The sequence below is a fragment of the Duganella rhizosphaerae genome (assembly GCF_040364205.1).
Taxonomy (GTDB): Bacteria; Pseudomonadota; Gammaproteobacteria; order Burkholderiales; family Burkholderiaceae_D; genus Rugamonas; species Rugamonas rhizosphaerae.
This window is the reverse complement of sequence record NZ_BPWK01000009.1, coordinates 35,700-51,917: the sequence shown is the minus strand read 5'-3', so window position 1 is coordinate 51,917 and position 16,218 is coordinate 35,700. Positions and strand designations below refer to the sequence as shown.

Below are 16,218 nucleotides of genomic sequence, written 5' to 3'. Positions count from 1 at the left end.
CATGCATCGTCACCTCGCAGCGTTGTTGCTGCTGGCAGTCACCGCGCTCGACGCCGGCGCCAGCGAATCGGCCAGCGGCAAATTCACCGCCACCCAGTCCTGCGAGGCGTTTGCGTCCTTCGCCAAGCGCACCAATCCGGGCGAGGTCAAAGTCGCCGCCGGCAGCGCCTACACGGTGCGCGAGATTAACAAGGTCGAATACGACTGGCTGCGGGTCGAGGTGCCCGGCGCCGAACCGTCGCTGCGCTGGGTGCAGCGCAGTTGCGGCACGCCGGCGCTGGCCGAGCAGGCGGAGCGGGCCGAGCGTGCCGATAAGGCGCAATCCGGTGGCAATGCGGGCGGCAACGCCGGCGGCGAGACGTGCAGCATCGCCAACAAGCAGGACAGCTATGTGCTGGCGATCACTTGGCAGCCCGGTTTCTGCGAACACGTGCCCTACAACGGCAAGAAGCCGGAGTGCGACGCCATGAACAGCGGCGCGCTGCAAGCGAAGACGTTGAGCCTGCATGGCCTGTGGCCGAACAAGAAGGAATGCGGCACCCGTTACGGCAGCTGCGACGGCGCGCCGTTCGCGCTGACCAAGGAAACCATAGACAAGGTCGCGCCGTGGATGCCCAATTTCTACTTCGAGCGCACCTTCGGCGCCTATGAATGGAACAAGCACGGCAAGTGCCAGGCGCTGCCGCCGGACGAGTATTTCATCAAGGCGGTGTCGGCGGTGAAGGTGGTGAACGATTCGGAAGTGGGCAAGATCGTCCTGGACAACGCCGGCAAGAGCTTCCGCGTCGGCGAGTTCTTCGACCGTGTCAAGGCGCGCTACGGCGCCCAGGTGGCGGCCAGCATCACGCTGGTGTGCACCCAGCACAAATACCTGCAGGAGATCCGGGTGGCGCTGCCGCTGGACTTCAGCACCGGCGGCGAGCTGCCGCAACTGGTCGGCAACGGCGCCACCGCCGCGCCGCGCGAGATCGGCTGCGGCGACGAGGTCTACGTCGAGGCGGCCGGCAGGAATTAGCAACGTCCCGCCACACTTGCCGTAAATTTTTTCGTTGGCCTATGTCAATACCCCTATAATTAATCGGACATAACCGTGACGGGGCGGGGACATGAGTGGCTTGCTGAACCGGCGCTTGCTGAGGCAAAAATTCTTCCTGCTGGCGCTATTGGCGGCGCCATGGTGGCGCTGCCTTGTCTGCTGCCGGGCGGGAGGATAGCGACGTGAGATCCCTGATGTCGCGCTCCATGTTCTGGAAACTGTTCGTTCCCATCGGCGCCCTGTTGCTGCTCAGCGGGCTGGCCGCGGCGATCCTGCTGCCGCTGGTCATCCAGCGCAACGCGGAACAGGAGGCCATCGAGGCCGGCCAGGAGACCGTGCGGCAGTTCCAGTTGCTGCGCAAGTATTACACCGACAACGTGGTGTCCAAGGTGATGGCGAACGGCCAGCTGCGGGTCTCGTTCGACCATCTGGGGCGGCCCGACACCGTGCCCCTGCCGGCCACCATGATCCTGGACCTGAGCGCTCTGCTCAAGGAGTCGGGTACCGCACTGCGTCTGTACAGCCCGTATCCCTTCCCCAACCGGCGCGAGCGTGTCATCGACCAGTTCGGCCAGGATGCCTGGACCTTTTTGCAGGGCAATCCCGAAAAGACCTACACCCGGGTCGAGACCGTCGGCGGCAAGACCATGGTGCGGGTGGCGATGGCGGACCGGATGGTGGCCCAGGCCTGCGTCAGTTGCCACAACAGCCTGCCCGGCAGCCCGCGCACCAACTGGAAGCTGGGTGATGTGCGCGGCGTGCTGGAGGTCGATTCGAGCCGGCAACTGGCCAGCGGCCAGTCCATCGTCTATCAGGTGCTGGCCGGGTTGGCGCTGATGCTGTTGCTGCTGGCGCTGTTCATCCGGCTGTTTTATCAGCGCAGCATCGCGCGGCCGCTGGCGACCGCGCTCGACGCGGCCAGCGCGCTGAACGCCGGCAGCGCCGAGAAGGTGCAGGCGGTCGAGGCCATCGCCGACGGTAATCTGGAGCGGGAGATCGCCCTGGCCCGGCTGCCCGACATCGATCCCGGCGCCATTTCCGGCGACGAGGTGGGGCAGTTGCTCAAGTCCGTGTTCAGCATTGGGGAAGCCCAGCTGGCGCTCGATCACGCGATGCGCAAGATGAGCCTTTCGCTGCGCGCCAGCCGCGACGCGGAGCAGGCGCGCGACTGGCTGAAGAGCGGACAGAACGAGCTCAATGCGCTGATGCGGGGCGAGCAGGAGACCGCCTTGCTGGCCGATAAAGTCCTGTGCTACCTGGCCACGCGCAGCGGCGCCGGCGTCGGCGCCTTCTTCCTGCATGACGAGCAGAGCCAGCAGCTCTGCCTGGCGGCGGCCTACGCGCTGCCGGGCGGGGTCGACATGGGCGCGCGCATCGCCAGCGGCGACGGCTTGCTGGGCCAGGCCGTGCGGGAGCGCCGCATCCTGCTGGTGGACAATGTCCCGGCCGGCTATCTGCCGGTGGGCTCGGCGCTGGGCCACGCCGACCCCGGCCACCTGATGCTGGTGCCGTTGGTGCACGGCGACAATCTGGTGGGCGCCATCGAACTGGCGGGTTTCCGCGCCTTCCGCACGGCCGAGCTGGACTTGCTGGAATCGGTGCGCGAGGCCTTGGCGGTCGGCTTCGAGGTCAATCAGTCGCGCCAGCGCACCAAGGGCTTGCTGGTCGAGACCGAGCAGCAGGCCGAGGAGTTGCGGGTGCAGCAGGAAGAGCTGCAGCAGACCAATGAGGAGCTGGCCGAACGGGCCGACTTGCTGGAAGCCCAGCGCGAACAGCTGCGCCTCAAGCACGCCGAGCTGGAGCAGGCCAGCCGCGACATGTGGCGCAAGGCCGAGGAGCTGCAAAAGGTCAGCGCCTACAAGAGCGAGTTCATGGCCAATATGTCGCATGAGCTGCGCACGCCGCTGAACAGCATGCTGATCCTGTCGGGCCTGCTCAAGGAAAACAAGAGCGCGACGCTCACGCCGAAACAGGTCGATTACGCCAGCACGATCAATGGCGCCGGCCGGGACTTGCTCAACCTGATCAACGATATCCTCGACCTGTCCAAGGTCGAGGCGGGCCAGGTGGAATTCAGCTACGAGCTGGTGGAGCCGGCCCAGCTGTGTGGAGAGATGCGGGAACTGTTCCATTTGCAGGCCGAGCAGAAGGGGCTGCGCTTCCATACCGACATCGCGCCGGACGTGCCGCCGCAGGTGCCGCTCGATGTGCAGCGCACCGGGCAGATCCTGAAGAACCTGATCGCCAACGCCATCAAGTTCACCCCCAGCGGCGAGGTCGGCTTGCGGCTCTCGCTGGCCGACGCGGCCGCCAACCCGCTGGGGCAGCCGGCGCTGTGCTGGGCCGTGGTCGACACCGGCATCGGGGTGCCGGCCAGCAAGCAGGAATTGATCTTCGAAGCGTTCAAGCAGGCGGACGGCGGCATCAGCCGCCAGTACGGCGGCACCGGGCTGGGGCTGTCGATTTCGCTGCAGCTGGCGCGCAAGATGGGCGGCAGCCTGAGCCTGAGCAGCGTCGAGGGGCAGGGCAGCACCTTCAGTTTGTGCCTGCCGCTGGCGGCGCCCGCCGCCGCGACCGGCGCCACCGCCGTGGACCCGCCGGCCGCGCTGCCGCCACCGCCACCACCAGCATCGTCCATGCCGGCGGTGGCCGTTGCCGCGCCGCTGCCGCTGCCGCCGCAGGCGCTGGCCGACGACCGCGCCACGCTGGAGCCGGAGGCGCGCTGCATCCTGATCGTCGAGGACGACCGCAACTTCGCCGGCATCCTGATGGACTTCGTGCGCCAGCGCGGCTACGCCGCCCTGGTCGCGGTCGATGGCGCCGGCGGCATTGTGCTGGCCCGGCACTACCTGCCCAGCGCCATCCTGCTGGACGTGATGCTGCCGGGGGTGGACGGCTGGGGCGTGATGCGCAGCCTGAAGGACAGCGCCGAGACGCGCCACATCCCGGTCCACTTCATCACCTGCCTGGAGGAGCGCCAGCGCGCCATGGAGATGGGGGCGATCGGCCTGGTCACCAAGCCGGTCAGCGCGGCGCAGCTGGACGAGGTGCTGGGCACGGTCGAAAGCGCGCTCGACCATTCGCTCAAGCAGTTGCTGATCGTCGAGGACAACCCGGCCGAGGCGGCCAGCCTGAGGGCGCTGCTGGGCGAGCGCGAGGTGGCGCTGACCGTCGCCGCCAGCGGCCGCGAGGCGATGGCGCTGCTGGCGGCCGGTCGCTACGATTGCATGGTGCTCGACCTCGGGCTGGCCGACATGTCGGGATTCGAGCTGCTCGAACACATCCAGGGCATGGAGCAGGCGCGCCGGATCCCGGTCATCATCCACTCCGGCCGCGACCTGACGCGCGAGCAGGAACGCCAGTTGCAGCGCTACGCCGAGCGCATCATCATCAAGGGCGCCAAGAGTCCGGAGCGCCTGCTGAACGAGGTGACGCTGTTCCTGCACATGGTCGAAAGCAAGATGGAACCGTCCCGGCAACGCATGATACGGGCCGCGATCGACAAGGAGGCCATGCTGGACGGTAAGACCGTGCTGATCGTCGACGACGACATGCGCAACATCTTCTCGCTCACCAGCCTGCTGACCGAGAAGGGCATGCTGGTGCTGGAGGCCGAAAACGGCCTCGAGGCGCTGCGGCGGCTCGACGAGCATCCCGCCATCAGCGTGGTGCTGATGGACATCATGATGCCGGAGATGGACGGCTACCAGGCGATGCGCCGGATCCGCGCCGACCGCCGTTTCGGCGCCTTGCCCATCATCGCGATGACGGCCAAGGTGATGCTGGGCGACCAGCAGAAATGCCTGGAGGCCGGCGCCAGCGATTACCTGGCCAAGCCGATCGACACCGACAAGCTGATGTCGCTGCTGCGGGTCTGGACCAGCCGCTAGGGGCGCCGCCATGGACCAGGACGCCATCGAGGATGTGGAAATCGGCTTGCTGCTGCAGGGCGTGCGCCAGGTGTATGGCCACGACTTCGGCGGCTACTCGGAGGCCTCGCTCAAGCGCCGCCTGCGGCTGTGGCTGGCCGGCTCCGGCCACGCCACGTTTTCCCAGGCCCAGGCCAAGCTGCTGCGCGATCCCGCCTGCTTCGAGACGCTGCTGCAAGGGATCACGGTGAATGTGACGGAAATGTTCCGCGACCCGCCGTTCTTCCTGGCGCTGCGGCAAAAGGTGATCCCCTTTCTGCAGACCTATCCCTTCGTCAAGATCTGGCACGCCGGCTGCGCCAGCGGCGAGGAAGCCTATTCGATGGCGATCCTGTTGCAGGAATCCGGCCTGGCCGGGCGCTACCGGATTTACGCGACCGACCTCAACGAAGCCGTGCTCAAGCGCGCGCGCGACGGCATCTATCCGCTGCGGGCCATGCAGGCGTTCACCCGCAATTACCAGCAGAGCGGCGGCACGGCGTCGTTCGCGGACTACTACACGGCCTGCTACGACAATGCCATCCTGGCGTCCAGCCTGCGCGACCATCTGGTGTTCGCCCAGCACAACCTGGTGACCGACAGCGACGTCGGCGAAATGAACCTGGTGTTGTGCCGCAACGTCATGATTTATTTCAAGGGGGAGCTCAAGGACCGCTGCCTGCGCCTGTTCGAGCATTGCCTGCAGCCCGGTGGCTTCCTGTGCCTGGGCATGAAGGAGCGGCTCGACGTCCGCCCGCAGGGCCAGCAGTACGAGCGCTTCGCCCCCCACCTGAGCATCTACCGGAAACCCTATGCCTAGGCGCGCGCCATACCGGGCCATCGTGCTGGGCGTGTCGGCCGGCGGGGTCAGCGCGCTCAAGCTGCTGCTGGGAACACTGCCGGCCGATTTGCCGTGGCCCTTGCTGATCGTGCAGCATATTTCGGCCGACTCGGACGGTTCGCTGGCGGCGGTGCTGGGCCAGGGCTGCGCGCTGCGCGTCAAGGAGGCCGAGGAGCGCGAGCGCATCGAGGCCGCCACGGTGTACCTGGCGCCGGCCAATTACCACCTGATGGTGGAGCGCGACGGCACGCTGGCGCTGAGCACGGACCCGGCCGTCAGTTACGCCCGGCCGTCGATCGATGTGTTGTTCGAGTCGGCGGCCCGCGCTTTCGGCCCGGCCCTGATCGGGGTAATATTGACTGGAGCGAACGCCGACGGCAGCCAGGGCTTACGCGCGATCAAGGACAAGGGCGGGCTGGCCGTGGTCCAGGATCCGGCCGACGCCGCCAGCCCGAGCATGCCGCTGGCGGCGCTGGCCGCCGTGCAGGCGGACTATGTGGTGCCCCTGGCCGGCCTGGGGGCGCTGTTGCAGTCCCTGGCCGGCGCTCATGCGCGAAAAGGAAAACACAGTGGACGCTAACAAGATTCCGGTGCTGATGGTCGACGACCGTCCCGAGAACCTGACGGCGCTCGCCGCGCTGCTGTCGGACATGGAGCTCGACCTGGAACTGGTGGCCGCCAACTCCGGCAATGAGGCGCTGCGCCAAAGCCTGAAATGCGATTTCGCCCTGATCCTGCTCGATGTCCAGATGCCCGACATGAATGGCCTGGAAACGGCCACGCTGCTGCGCACCAATCCCAAGACCTGCCACTTGCCGATCATTTTCGTCACCGCCGGCATGAACGAGAAGCACCATTTGTTCAAGGGCTACGAATCGGGCGCGGTCGACTACCTGATCAAGCCGATTGAACCGCTGGTGTTGCGCAGCAAGGTCAGGGTGTTCTGCGAGCTGTACGCCCAGCGCATGGAGATCGAATACCGCAAGGTCAACCTGGAGGGCATGGTGCGCGCGCGCACGGCCGAGCTGAAGGAGAGCGAATTGCGCCTGCGCCAGCTCAACGAGGACCTCGAGGGGCGGGTCGAACAACGGACCCAGGAGCTGAGGCGCGCAATGGACCAGATCGTCGAATCGGAAAAGCTGGCGTCGCTGGGCGGCATCGTGGCCGGCGTGGCGCATGAGCTCAACACGCCGATCGGCAATATCGTCATGATGGCGTCGGCGCTGGGCGAGCGCCTGAGCGACTTGTCGAAGTCGGCGGCCGAGGGCACGCTGACCAGGAGCCTGCTGTTCACCTCGGTGGAAGAGTGCCTGAACGCCAGCGTGATCCTGGTGCGCAGCGGCCAGCGGGCCGGGGAGTTGATCGATAGTTTCAAGAAGGTGGCGGTAGACCAGACCAGCCAGCGCCGCCGCGTGTTCGACTTGCGCGACACGGTGGGCGATATCCTGCACACGCTGGGCACGGCGTTGCGGCATGCCCAGGCCCGCGTGGATCTGCGGATACCGGCCGGCATCGAGATGGACGCCTATCCCGGCGATCTGGAACAGATTTTCAGCAATCTGATCATGAACTCGATCCGTCACGGCTTCGGCGCCGACGGCGGCGGCATCGTGATCGACGCCCGGCAGTCGCAGGGGCAAATCGAGATCATTTACCAGGATGACGGCGCCGGCATCGCGCCCGAGTTGCACCGCAAGGTGTTCGAGCCTTTCTACACCACCAAGCTGGGGCAGGGCGGTTCCGGACTCGGCATGTTCATCGTCCACAATCTGGCCCATGGCGTGCTCAAGGGCGACATCAAGCTCGATAGCGCTTGCGGCAAGGGCGTCACCTTCACCCTGACCGTGCCCGCCGTCACGCCCTAGCCGTCGGCGGCGCTCAGGCGGCGACCGGCACTTCCTTCAGGCCGCTCCAGGACAGCGTCGTCGCTTCAATCACCAGCACCGAGGCGCCGGTCTGGATGGTTTCCGCCAGGCGGTGGACGCCGTCGCGCACGTCGTTGATGGTTTCCTTGCCGACGTAGGTGTAGGTGCCGGGCGGCAGGTGGTAGGCGCGGCCGTCGTCGGCCTTGACGCCGGCGGCGATGCCGTATTTCGACAATTCGATGCTGAAGCGCAGGATGGTATCGGGCGCGGCATCGGCAAAGGACACGTGAATTATGTAGTTGATCATAGTGAGGCCTTGATTAAGGAAGCTGAATCATGCAACAAGGCCCGGGCAAAAGCAATCCTCCCCGTCCAGACATGGAAAAGCCCCGAGCAGGCGGCAAACCTGTCGGGGCTTAGTGTCAATGGCTGGAGAAAGCTGGTTGACTGGGGAGAATAATAATGAAGATTTCTTAAGATTGCCTTAGTGGACATCTTGCCGTGGGACTTTGGCGGCGCGCGACTATGGTGTAGCATGCGGGACGGCGATTTGGCCGGGCGCACAGGCGCCGGCCCGCCGGTAATTCGAGGATAACTATGCAAATCAAAATTAACGACGTGTTGCGCGCCTACATCGAACCGCTGACCGAGGCCGAATACGCGGCGCTGGAGCGCAGCATCCTGGTGGAAGGCTGCCGCGATGCGCTGGTGCTGTGGGAAGACGTGCTGGTCGACGGCCACAACCGCTACCAGATCTGCCAGCAGCACGGCATTCCGTTCAAGGTCACGGAAAACACCAGCTTCCGCAACCTGGACGACGTCAAGCTGTGGATGATCGATAACAACCTGGGCCGCCGCAGCATTTCCGACTACCAGCGCGGCGTGCTGGCGCTGCGCAAGAAGGAAATCGTCGCCGCCCGCGTGGCCGAGCTGGCCGTGCAGGCCGCCGCCGAGGATGCCGCCATCGCGCCGCCGGAGGGCGAGGCGCCCAAGTCCAAGCCGGCCGCCATGCCGCTGACCTCGCGCGAGGACATCGCCCGTGCCGCGCGCCTGAGCAGCGCCACCATCAGCCAGATCGAAAAGATCCAGAAGACGGCCACGCCGGAGCTGGTGGAGGCGGTCCGTTCCGGCACCATCTCGATCAACGCCGCCGCCACCGTGGCCTCGCTGCCGGAAGCCGACCAGGTGGCCGCGGTCGCCGGCGGCAAGAAGGAGTTGCAGAAGGCCGCCAAGGAAGTGCGCGAACTGCGCGCCGCCTCGCGTCCCGCCAAGGAAGGCAAGGAGGGTGGCGGCGAGTACGGCCGGCCGTTGACCGAGGTCGACGAGCTGCGCGCGGAAAACGCCTCGCTGAAGGAAAAGAACGCGGCGCTGCGGGCGGAAATCACCGCGCTGCAACTGCGGATCTCGGAGCTGGTCGACGCCAGCTAAGTTGTACCTACCCCCACCGCCCGGAGTCTGTCGATGCGTTCAAGCCTAGCCCTGATGTGTTGTGTTGCCAGTGTTGCGACAGGTACGGCGGTGGCGGCGCCCCCGGCGGCCAAGCCGGCGCCGGAGGCCGCGCGCCTGAAGGCGGCGGCCCAGCGCGTCACCATCCTGCGCGACAAGTGGGGCATCCCCCACGTCTACGGCAAGACCGACGCCGACGCCGTGTTCGGCCTGATGTACGCGCAGGCCGAGGACGACTTCAAGCGGGTCGAGCTCAATTACATCAACGCCATGGGCCGGCTGGCCGAAGTCGAAGGCGAGGCCGAGTTGTATCGCGACCTGCGCATGAAGCTGTTCATCAACCCGGCGGATCTGCAGGCGCAGTACGCCAAGAGCCCGGCGTGGCTGAAGAAACTGATGGTGGCCTATGCCGATGGCTTGAACTACTACCTGGCCACGCACCCGGACGTGAAGCCGGCGCTGATCACCCGCTTCGAGCCGTGGATGGCGCTCAGCTTCAGCGAAGGCAGCATCGGCGGCGACATCGAATCGGTGGACCTGAAGCAGTTGCAGGAGCTGTACGCCAATGGCGCCAAACTGCCGCTGGCGCCGCCGGTACTGCTGTCGGCGCGCGGCGACGGCGTCGACATGGACAAGGAGCCGGGCGGCTCCAACGGCTTCGCCATCGCGCCGGCGCTGAGCAAGGACGGCCACGCGCTGCTGCTGATTAATCCGCACACCTCGTTCTACTTCCGTCCCGAAGTGCAGGTGCACAGCGAGCAGGGTTTGAATGCCTACGGCGCCGTGACCTGGGGCCAGTTCTTCGTCTACCAGGGTTTCAACGACCGCCTGGGCTGGATGCACACCTCCGGCGGCGGCGACGTCATCGACGAATACCTGGAGACCATCAGCGAGAAGGACGGCCAGTTCTACTACCAGTACGGCCAGGAGCTGCGGCCGTTGACGGCGGTCGACATCACGCTGCCGTACAAGACGGTGGCCGGCATGGCCAGCAAGGTGGTCAAGGTCTACTACAGCCACCACGGCCCCATCGTACGGGCCAAGGACGGCAAGTGGATCGCCGTGCGGCTGATGAACGAGCCCTTGAAGGCGCTGACGCAATCGTATATCCGCACCAAGGCGCGCAGCTACCAGGACTTCTACAAGGCGATGGAGCTGCGCACCAACTCGTCCAACAACACCGTGTACGCCGACGCCGACGGCAACATCGCTTACTTCCACGGGAACTTCATCCCCAAGCGCGACCCGAGGTTCGACTGGAAGCATCCGGTCGACGGCAGCGATCCGGCCACCGAATGGCAAGGCCTGCACGCGGTGAAGGACACCATCACGCTGTTCAATCCGAAGAACGGCTGGATACAGAACACCAACAACTGGCCCTACACGGCGGCCGGCCCGTACAGCCCCAAGGCGCGCGACTATCCGGCCTATATGTCGATGAATCCGGAGAACCCGCGCGGCATCCACGCGGTGCGGGTGCTGGAGAACAAGAAGAACTTCACGCTCGACAGCCTGATCGCCAGCGCCTACGACACGCAGCTGCCGGCCTTCGAGCCGCTGCTGCCGCAGCTGTTCGCGGCTTGGGACGAGCTGCCGGAGGGCGACGCGCTCAAGGCCGGCCTGGCGCCGCAGATCGCCGCGCTGCGCGGCTGGGACATGCGCTACTCGCTGGAGTCGGTGCCGACGTCGCTGGCGATCTTCTGGGCGCAGGACCTGTCGGCCACTTACGGTCCGGCGGCCAAGGCGCGCGAAGTGCAGGTGCTCGACTACATCCAGGCCGCGATCACGCCGCAGCAGCGCTTGCAGGCCTTGGAGCGCGCGTCGGCCAAGCTGGCGGCGGACTTCGGCTCGTGGCAGACGCCGTGGGGCGAGATCAATCGCTTCCAGCGCCTGACCGGCGACATCGTCCAGCCTTTCGACGACAGCAAGCCCAGTTTGCCGGTGGCGTTCGCGTCAGCCAACTGGGGGTCGCTCGCGGCGTATGGGATGACGTCCAAGACCAAGACCAAGAAAATCTACGGCGAACGTGGCAACAGCTTCGTGGCGGCGGTGGAGTTCGGGCCGCGCATCAAGGCGCGCAGCATCCTGGCGGGCGGGGAGAGCGGCGATCCGGCCTCGCCGCATTTCAGCGACCAGGCCGCGATGTACGCGCGCGGGGAATTCAAGGACGTGTTGTTCTACAAGGCGGACGTGGAAAAGCACCTGGAACGCAAATATCACCCGGGTGAGTGAGGCGCGCCGCCGGGCAGGCGATCGCCGATGGTCTTCGTCGGCGCGGAGCTTGCCGCCGCATCTGCCGCTGCCGCGGCCAGCGCTGCCGCTGCGGCGCGCGCCGCAGGTGAGGCATACCGTGTCTGCGGCGCTTCAGGAACCGCAGGCGGCGCCGGCGCCGTGACGGGCTCGATGACCGGCTCCTTGCTCCACGCCAGATTCTCAACCTTGTTGTTGCGCGGGTTGCCGTCCTTGTGGCGCACCCACTTCAAGCCCGATGGATTGGGCAGGTGCGCCTCGGCCACCAGGTCGTGCACCAGGAACTCGCCGGTGCGATTGCCGTTGCGCAGCTTGACCATCAAGCCGTCCGGCGTGACCTTGGGCCGCAGCGCCGTCACTTTGGGGCCGCCGGAGGCCAGCACGCGGCCGTCCTTCGACACCTTGTAGAAGTCGCTGCCGGGCACCGGCTTGGCGCTGGCCACGCCGAGCGAGTACAGCGCGCCGATGGCCAATACGCCAATGATGATTAAGAGGAATTCCATGAAGTCTCGGGCTGATTACGCAATTCCCGGATACTAGCACCTAAATCGCATCGAGCGAACGGCGAATATCGGCCCTTAAATCCTCTATATCCTCGATTCCCACCGACAGCCGTATCAGGCCGTCGCCGATGCCCAGTTTTGCGCGCGTCGCCGGCGGGATGGTGGCGTGCGTCATCAGCGCCGGATGCTCGATCAGGCTTTCGACGCCGCCCAGGCTTTCGGCCAGCGCGAACACCGAGCAGCTTTCCAGGAAGCGGCGCGCGCCCGGCAGGTCGGTCTTCAGGTCGATCGAGATGATGCCGCCGAAGCCGTCCATCTGGCGCTTGGCCAGTTCGTGTTGCGGATGCGATTCCAGGCCGGGGTAGTAGACCTTGCGCACTTCCGGCTGCTGCTCCAGCCAGCGCGCCAGTTCCAGCGCGCTGCGGCAGTGGCGCTCCATGCGGATCGCCAGCGTCTTCACGCCGCGCAGCGCCAGGAAGCTGTCGAACGGGCCGGCGATGGCGCCCACCGAGTTTTGCAGGAAGCCGACCTGCTCGCACCATTCTTTCTGGTGCGGCTCGCCGCCCACCACGGCGATGCCGCCGATGATGTCCGAGTGGCCGTTCAAATACTTGGTGGTCGAATGGACCACGATGTCGAAGCCGTGTTCCAGCGGCCGCTGCACCAGCGGGCTGGCGAAGGTGTTGTCGGCCACGGCGATGATGCCGCGCTCGCGGCAGATCTTGGCGATCGCCTTCAGGTCGGCCAGCTTGAGCATCGGGTTGGTCGGCGTTTCGACCCACACCATTTTGGTTTCCGGCTTGATCGCGGCCAGCAGGTTTTCCGGGTTGGTCAGGTCGACATAAGTGAAGTCATGGCCGGCGCTGCGGCGGCGCACCCGCTCGAACAGGCGGTAGGTGCCGCCGTACATGTCGTCGCCGGCGATGATGTGCGAGCCGGCGTCGGCCAGTTCCAGCACCGTCGATATCGCCGCCAGGCCGGAGGCGAAGGCGAAGCCCTGCGCGCCGCCTTCCAGGTCGGCCACGCAGCGCTCCAGCGCCCAGCGGGTGGGATTGTGCGAGCGGCCGTAGTCCAGTCCCTTGTGCACGCCCGGGCTGTCCTGCACGAAGGTGGAGGTGGCGTAGATCGGCGGCATGATGGCGCCGGTCGACGGGTCGGGCGACTGGCCGGCGTGGATCACGCGGGTGGCCAGGGCGGCTTTTTTGTGGCTTTTCAGATGTTGGTCGCTCAAGATAAAGTCCTTCTCAGGTGGTTCAGCAAATCGAAGCGGGTAATCAGGCCGTAGAAGGCGTCGCCGTCGGCCACCACGGCGGTCAGGCCGCGGTCCAGCGTGCTGCGCAAAGCCTGCACGCTGGCGCTGGGATGCAGCGTTTCGAGGCGGGACGTCATCGTGGCGCCGACCAGGCTGGAAAACTGTTCGGCGTGGTTGTCGACCTTGAGCAGCAGGTCCGATTCGTCGATGATGCCGACCAGCTTGCCGTTCTCCAGCACCGGCAACTGCGCCAGGTCGGCGCTGCGCATGCGGTTGAAGGCGACCAGCAGGGTGTCGGCGGGGGAGACGCTGACGACATCGCCCTCGTCGTAGCGGCGGCCGATCAGGTCGCGCAGGTCGTGCAGCGGCTCGCGCCGCAGCAGGCCCTGGTCGTGCATCCAGCCGTCGTTGTAGACCTTGGATAGGTAGCGGGTGCCGGTGTCGCACACGAAGGTGACGACGCGCTTGGGCGTGGTCTGCTCGCGGCAGTACTTGAGCGCGGCGGCCAGCAAGGTGCCGGTCGACGAACCGCCCAGGATGCCCTCGGCGCGCAGCAGGCTGCGGGCGCTGTCGAAGCTTTCCTGGTCGGTGATGGTGTAGGCCTTGCGCACGCCGCTCAGGTCGGCGATCGATGGAATGAAGTCTTCGCCTATGCCTTCCACCGCCCACGAGCCGCTGGTGTCGGACACGTGGCCGGTGTTGACGTACTCGGTCAGGATCGAGCCCTTGGGATCGGCCAGAACGAATGCCACGTGGGGCGCGGCCTTGCGGAAGTAATTGGTCAAGCCGGTCAGGGTGCCGGACGAGCCGACGCCGACCACGATGGCGTCCACTTCATGTCCCATCTGCTCCCAGATCTCCGGGCCGGTGGTGGTTTCGTGCGCCAGCGGATTGGCCGGATTGTTGAACTGGTCGGCGAAGAAGGCGCCCGGCAGTTCACGCGCCAGCCGCGCGGCGTAATCCTGGTAGTACTCGGGATGGCCCTTGCCGACGTCGGAGCGGGTGGTGCGCACTTCGGCGCCCAGCGCTTTCAGGTGCAGCACTTTTTCGGTCGACATCTTGTCCGGGACCACCAGCAGCACGCGGTAGCCTTTGAGGCGGCCGACCAGCGCCAGGCCCAGGCCGGTATTGCCGGCGGTGGCCTCGATGATGGTGCCGCCCGGTTTCAGGCGGCCGTCGGCCTCGGCCGCTTCGATGATGGACAGGCCGATGCGATCCTTGATCGAACCGCCGGGGTTCTGCGATTCGAGCTTGAGGAATAGTTGGCAGGGGCCGGTGTCCAGGCGGGTGACCTGGACCAGAGGCGTGTTGCCGATGAGCTTAAACAATGCGGGGGTGGGCATGCGGTTCTCCTTGCGAACTGTGGGCACGGGCGAATTGTGTCCGCTCGTGCTTTTTTGTAAAGAGCGGATGGTAGGCCGCTCTGTAGGCGCTGGAAAGGAATGTTTCCGAGTTTGCATATGCAGAAAAAATACCGGTTTCACCATGCTGCAGGAAAAGCAAGTATGCTCCTTTTTATGAAGCGGCGGTTTATAATCCCGCACTTCAAAAAGGGGTAGTAGTGGCTAAACTTTATTTCCGTTATTCTGCGATGAACGCAGGCAAGTCCACTGCGATGTTGCAAGTGGCGCACAATTATGAAGAGCAGGGGCAGCAGGTGCGCCTGTTCACCGCCGCCATCGACAACCGTTACGGCGTGGGCCAGGTGACGTCGCGGCTGGGTCCGCAGCGGCAGACGGAAGTGTTCGACGCCAGCACTAATTTCCTCGAACTGATAGACCAGAAAATCGCCTGCCTGCTGATCGACGAGGCGCAGTTCCTCAGCACGGTGCAGGTGCAGCAGTTGCACCAGCTGGCGCAGGTGCGCGGCATTCCCGTGATCACCTACGGACTGCGCACGGATTTCCGTGGCGAGCCTTTCCCCGGCTCGGCCTATCTGCTGGCGCTGGCCGACGATATCGAAGAGTTGAAGAACATCTGCACTTGCGGCAAGAAGGCGACCATGAATATTCGCGTCGACGAGAACGGCAAGCGCATGAAGGAAGGCGAGCAGATCAGCATCGGTGGCAACGAGAGCTACCGCCAGGCTTGCGGGCGTTGCTTCTATACGGAGTGAGTGGATTTGGCGGCGGCGGTATCAGGGCCGGGGTGAGTGAATGCCTTGCTTGCCTGGCCCAGTGTGCAGGCAAAAGAAAACCAGCGGTCGCCGGTCCGAACGATCATCTTGAAGGGCGAGTCTTCTCCGCCGGCGCCCATCGCCGCGAGCAATCCGGTGGTGTAGCGTTCAAACTGTTTAAACCCAACTGATGACATGCCGTCACCGAGCAGTTTTTCCAATGTGCCCGATAGAGGCCGGTAAATTCGAAAACTTGGTGTTCTCAAGTACCAAGTGCAACACCCATTTATTGTAGGGTGCTGCCATGCCAAGAAACTATATCCATATAACACAACACGACCGTGCAGTCGTCATGCTGATGCGTGACGACCACTGCAGCATGCGCGCCATAGCCAAACGTCTTTGCCGTTCCGCGAGCGCGGTAGTCCTGTTTGCCCACCAGCCTACCAGCCTCCGAACGGTTGGCGGCGGCCTTGGCTGGGACTGACAGATAAGCCATCTGAGTCGCGGCCTGGCTCAGGCACGCGACGCATTGCCTCCAGCTCTTTTAGCGCGCGGTCGCTCGGGTCAGGGCGCCGATCTCAATGAGGGCTCGGCACGTTGGTGATCTGAGGATCGAGTCCGCCGCGCCGATGGCGGGCCTGCAGCTCAGTTACCTGCAGCGACACCCTGACCAGCAGGGATTCGCTATCGTTCGCATGGATCAGTTTGATCGATTCGGTCAGCAGTTCTTCGCCCGGTTTGGGTATCGATCCCGGAAGGGCGGCGACTTGCTTGTGCGAGTCGGTCGCGAAGTAGCCGGTAAAGCGGATCCCGCGCGCCACTGTGTCGGCAGAAAGGTTGTAGTGGATTTCGGTCTGGGGCTGCGTCACGTGGACCACATCCTGGCTCAGGAAAAACAGGTATTCGCCACTGGGGGAATTGCCTTGTTGCCCCACATAGTAGACGGTGACGGTAACTGAAACCACCGGGTTGTTGGAATTGCGCTCTGAAGTCATACG

At 65.2% G+C, this 16,218-nt stretch carries 14 protein-coding genes and 1 pseudogene; 9 read left to right on the top strand and 6 right to left on the bottom strand.

Features of this window, described 5'->3' with window-relative positions:
- Position 1: 1 nt before the first annotated feature.
- From RUGAMON1_RS19720 to RUGAMON1_RS19700, 5 genes are all read left to right on the top strand, one after another.
- On the top strand, positions 2 to 1,015 hold the full coding sequence (locus RUGAMON1_RS19720; protein WP_445232126.1) for a ribonuclease T2 family protein: 1,014 nt from the start codon (positions 2 to 4) through the stop codon (positions 1,013 to 1,015).
- Between the two features lie 203 nt (positions 1,016 to 1,218).
- Positions 1,219 to 4,926 (top strand): response regulator, encoded by a 3,708-nt coding sequence (locus RUGAMON1_RS19715; protein WP_445232125.1) that lies wholly within the window; start codon positions 1,219 to 1,221, stop codon positions 4,924 to 4,926.
- Positions 4,927 to 4,936: 10 nt separating this feature from the next.
- Positions 4,937 to 5,764 carry a CheR family methyltransferase gene (locus RUGAMON1_RS19710; protein WP_445232124.1) on the top strand — a complete coding sequence of 276 codons (828 nt, stop codon included), beginning with the start codon at positions 4,937 to 4,939 and terminating at the stop codon, positions 5,762 to 5,764.
- On the top strand, positions 5,757 to 6,365 hold the full coding sequence (locus RUGAMON1_RS19705) for a chemotaxis protein CheB (protein ID WP_445232123.1): 609 nt from the start codon (positions 5,757 to 5,759) through the stop codon (positions 6,363 to 6,365). The genes RUGAMON1_RS19710 and RUGAMON1_RS19705 overlap by 8 nt, the downstream gene beginning before the upstream one ends.
- Entirely contained in the window at positions 6,355 to 7,650 is a 1,296-nt protein-coding gene (locus RUGAMON1_RS19700) for an ATP-binding protein (RefSeq protein ID WP_445232122.1), read from the top strand. The genes RUGAMON1_RS19705 and RUGAMON1_RS19700 overlap by 11 nt, the downstream gene beginning before the upstream one ends.
- Positions 7,651 to 7,663: 13 nt before the next feature.
- On the opposite strand, the gene RUGAMON1_RS19695 is transcribed toward RUGAMON1_RS19700, so the two are convergent.
- On the bottom strand, positions 7,664 to 7,957 hold the full coding sequence (locus tag RUGAMON1_RS19695; RefSeq protein ID WP_445232121.1) for a hypothetical protein: 294 nt from the start codon (positions 7,955 to 7,957) through the stop codon (positions 7,664 to 7,666).
- 290 nt (positions 7,958 to 8,247) lie between these two features.
- Here RUGAMON1_RS19695 and RUGAMON1_RS19690 point away from each other — a divergent pair, with 290 nt between their 5' ends.
- Together RUGAMON1_RS19690 and RUGAMON1_RS19685 are read left to right on the top strand one after the other, a co-directional pair.
- Positions 8,248 to 9,078 (top strand): hypothetical protein, encoded by an 831-nt coding sequence (locus tag RUGAMON1_RS19690; RefSeq protein WP_445232120.1) that lies wholly within the window; start codon positions 8,248 to 8,250, stop codon positions 9,076 to 9,078.
- Between the two features lie 33 nt (positions 9,079 to 9,111).
- Positions 9,112 to 11,328, top strand: coding sequence for an acylase (locus tag RUGAMON1_RS19685; protein ID WP_445232119.1), 2,217 nt, complete (start codon positions 9,112 to 9,114; stop codon positions 11,326 to 11,328).
- Here the strand turns inward: RUGAMON1_RS19685 and RUGAMON1_RS19680 are convergent.
- From RUGAMON1_RS19680 to RUGAMON1_RS19670, 3 genes are read right to left on the bottom strand one after another with little or no spacing between them, the layout of a single operon-like run.
- Entirely contained in the window at positions 11,313 to 11,849 is a 537-nt protein-coding gene (locus tag RUGAMON1_RS19680) for an HNH endonuclease (protein ID WP_445232118.1), read from the bottom strand. The two genes, RUGAMON1_RS19685 and RUGAMON1_RS19680, sit on opposite strands and share 16 nt — an antisense overlap.
- Before the next feature lie 40 nt (positions 11,850 to 11,889).
- A complete protein-coding gene (locus tag RUGAMON1_RS19675; RefSeq protein ID WP_445232294.1) occupies positions 11,890 to 13,065 on the bottom strand; it encodes a trans-sulfuration enzyme family protein in 1,176 nt (391 codons plus the stop codon).
- An 11-nt stretch (positions 13,066 to 13,076) separates the two neighbouring features.
- Positions 13,077 to 14,444, bottom strand: a complete 1,368-nt coding sequence (locus tag RUGAMON1_RS19670; RefSeq protein WP_445232117.1) for a pyridoxal-phosphate dependent enzyme — start codon at positions 14,442 to 14,444, stop codon at positions 13,077 to 13,079.
- A 218-nt stretch (positions 14,445 to 14,662) separates the two neighbouring features.
- On the opposite strand from RUGAMON1_RS19670, the gene RUGAMON1_RS19665 reads away from it, so the two are divergent.
- Positions 14,663 to 15,217 (top strand): thymidine kinase, encoded by a 555-nt coding sequence (locus RUGAMON1_RS19665; protein WP_445232116.1) that lies wholly within the window; start codon positions 14,663 to 14,665, stop codon positions 15,215 to 15,217.
- On the opposite strand, the gene RUGAMON1_RS19660 is transcribed toward RUGAMON1_RS19665, so the two are convergent.
- Positions 15,205 to 15,438, bottom strand: a complete 234-nt coding sequence (locus tag RUGAMON1_RS19660; RefSeq protein WP_445232115.1) for a hypothetical protein — start codon at positions 15,436 to 15,438, stop codon at positions 15,205 to 15,207. The two genes, RUGAMON1_RS19665 and RUGAMON1_RS19660, sit on opposite strands and share 13 nt — an antisense overlap.
- Before the next feature lie 83 nt (positions 15,439 to 15,521).
- Here RUGAMON1_RS19660 and RUGAMON1_RS19655 point away from each other — a divergent pair.
- Positions 15,522 to 15,641: pseudogene (locus tag RUGAMON1_RS19655) on the top strand (helix-turn-helix domain-containing protein); the annotation flags it as partial.
- A gap of 157 nt (positions 15,642 to 15,798) precedes the next feature.
- Here RUGAMON1_RS19655 and RUGAMON1_RS19650 read toward each other — a convergent pair.
- Complete coding sequence (locus RUGAMON1_RS19650) at positions 15,799 to 16,215, bottom strand: hypothetical protein (protein WP_445232114.1); 417 nt, start codon at positions 16,213 to 16,215, stop codon at positions 15,799 to 15,801.
- Between the last annotated feature and the right edge of the window lie 3 nt (positions 16,216 to 16,218).

Excerpts from the sequence above, each read along its gene's own strand:
- RUGAMON1_RS19710 (WP_445232124.1), top strand. The coding sequence starts at position 4,937 with ATGGACCAGGACGCCATCGAGGATGTGGAAATCGGCTTGCTGCTGCAG.
- RUGAMON1_RS19680 (WP_445232118.1), bottom strand. The coding sequence starts at position 11,849 with ATGGAATTCCTCTTAATCATCATTGGCGTATTGGCCATCGGCGCGCTG.
- RUGAMON1_RS19650 (WP_445232114.1), bottom strand. The coding sequence starts at position 16,215 with ATGACTTCAGAGCGCAATTCCAACAACCCGGTGGTTTCAGTTACCGTC.
- RUGAMON1_RS19720 (WP_445232126.1), top strand. The coding sequence starts at position 2 with ATGCATCGTCACCTCGCAGCGTTGTTGCTGCTGGCAGTCACCGCGCTC.
- RUGAMON1_RS19695 (WP_445232121.1), bottom strand. The coding sequence starts at position 7,957 with ATGATCAACTACATAATTCACGTGTCCTTTGCCGATGCCGCGCCCGAT.
- RUGAMON1_RS19705 (WP_445232123.1), top strand. The coding sequence starts at position 5,757 with ATGCCTAGGCGCGCGCCATACCGGGCCATCGTGCTGGGCGTGTCGGCC.
- RUGAMON1_RS19670 (WP_445232117.1), bottom strand. The coding sequence starts at position 14,444 with ATGCCCACCCCCGCATTGTTTAAGCTCATCGGCAACACGCCTCTGGTC.
- RUGAMON1_RS19685 (WP_445232119.1), top strand. The coding sequence starts at position 9,112 with ATGCGTTCAAGCCTAGCCCTGATGTGTTGTGTTGCCAGTGTTGCGACA.
- RUGAMON1_RS19690 (WP_445232120.1), top strand. The coding sequence starts at position 8,248 with ATGCAAATCAAAATTAACGACGTGTTGCGCGCCTACATCGAACCGCTG.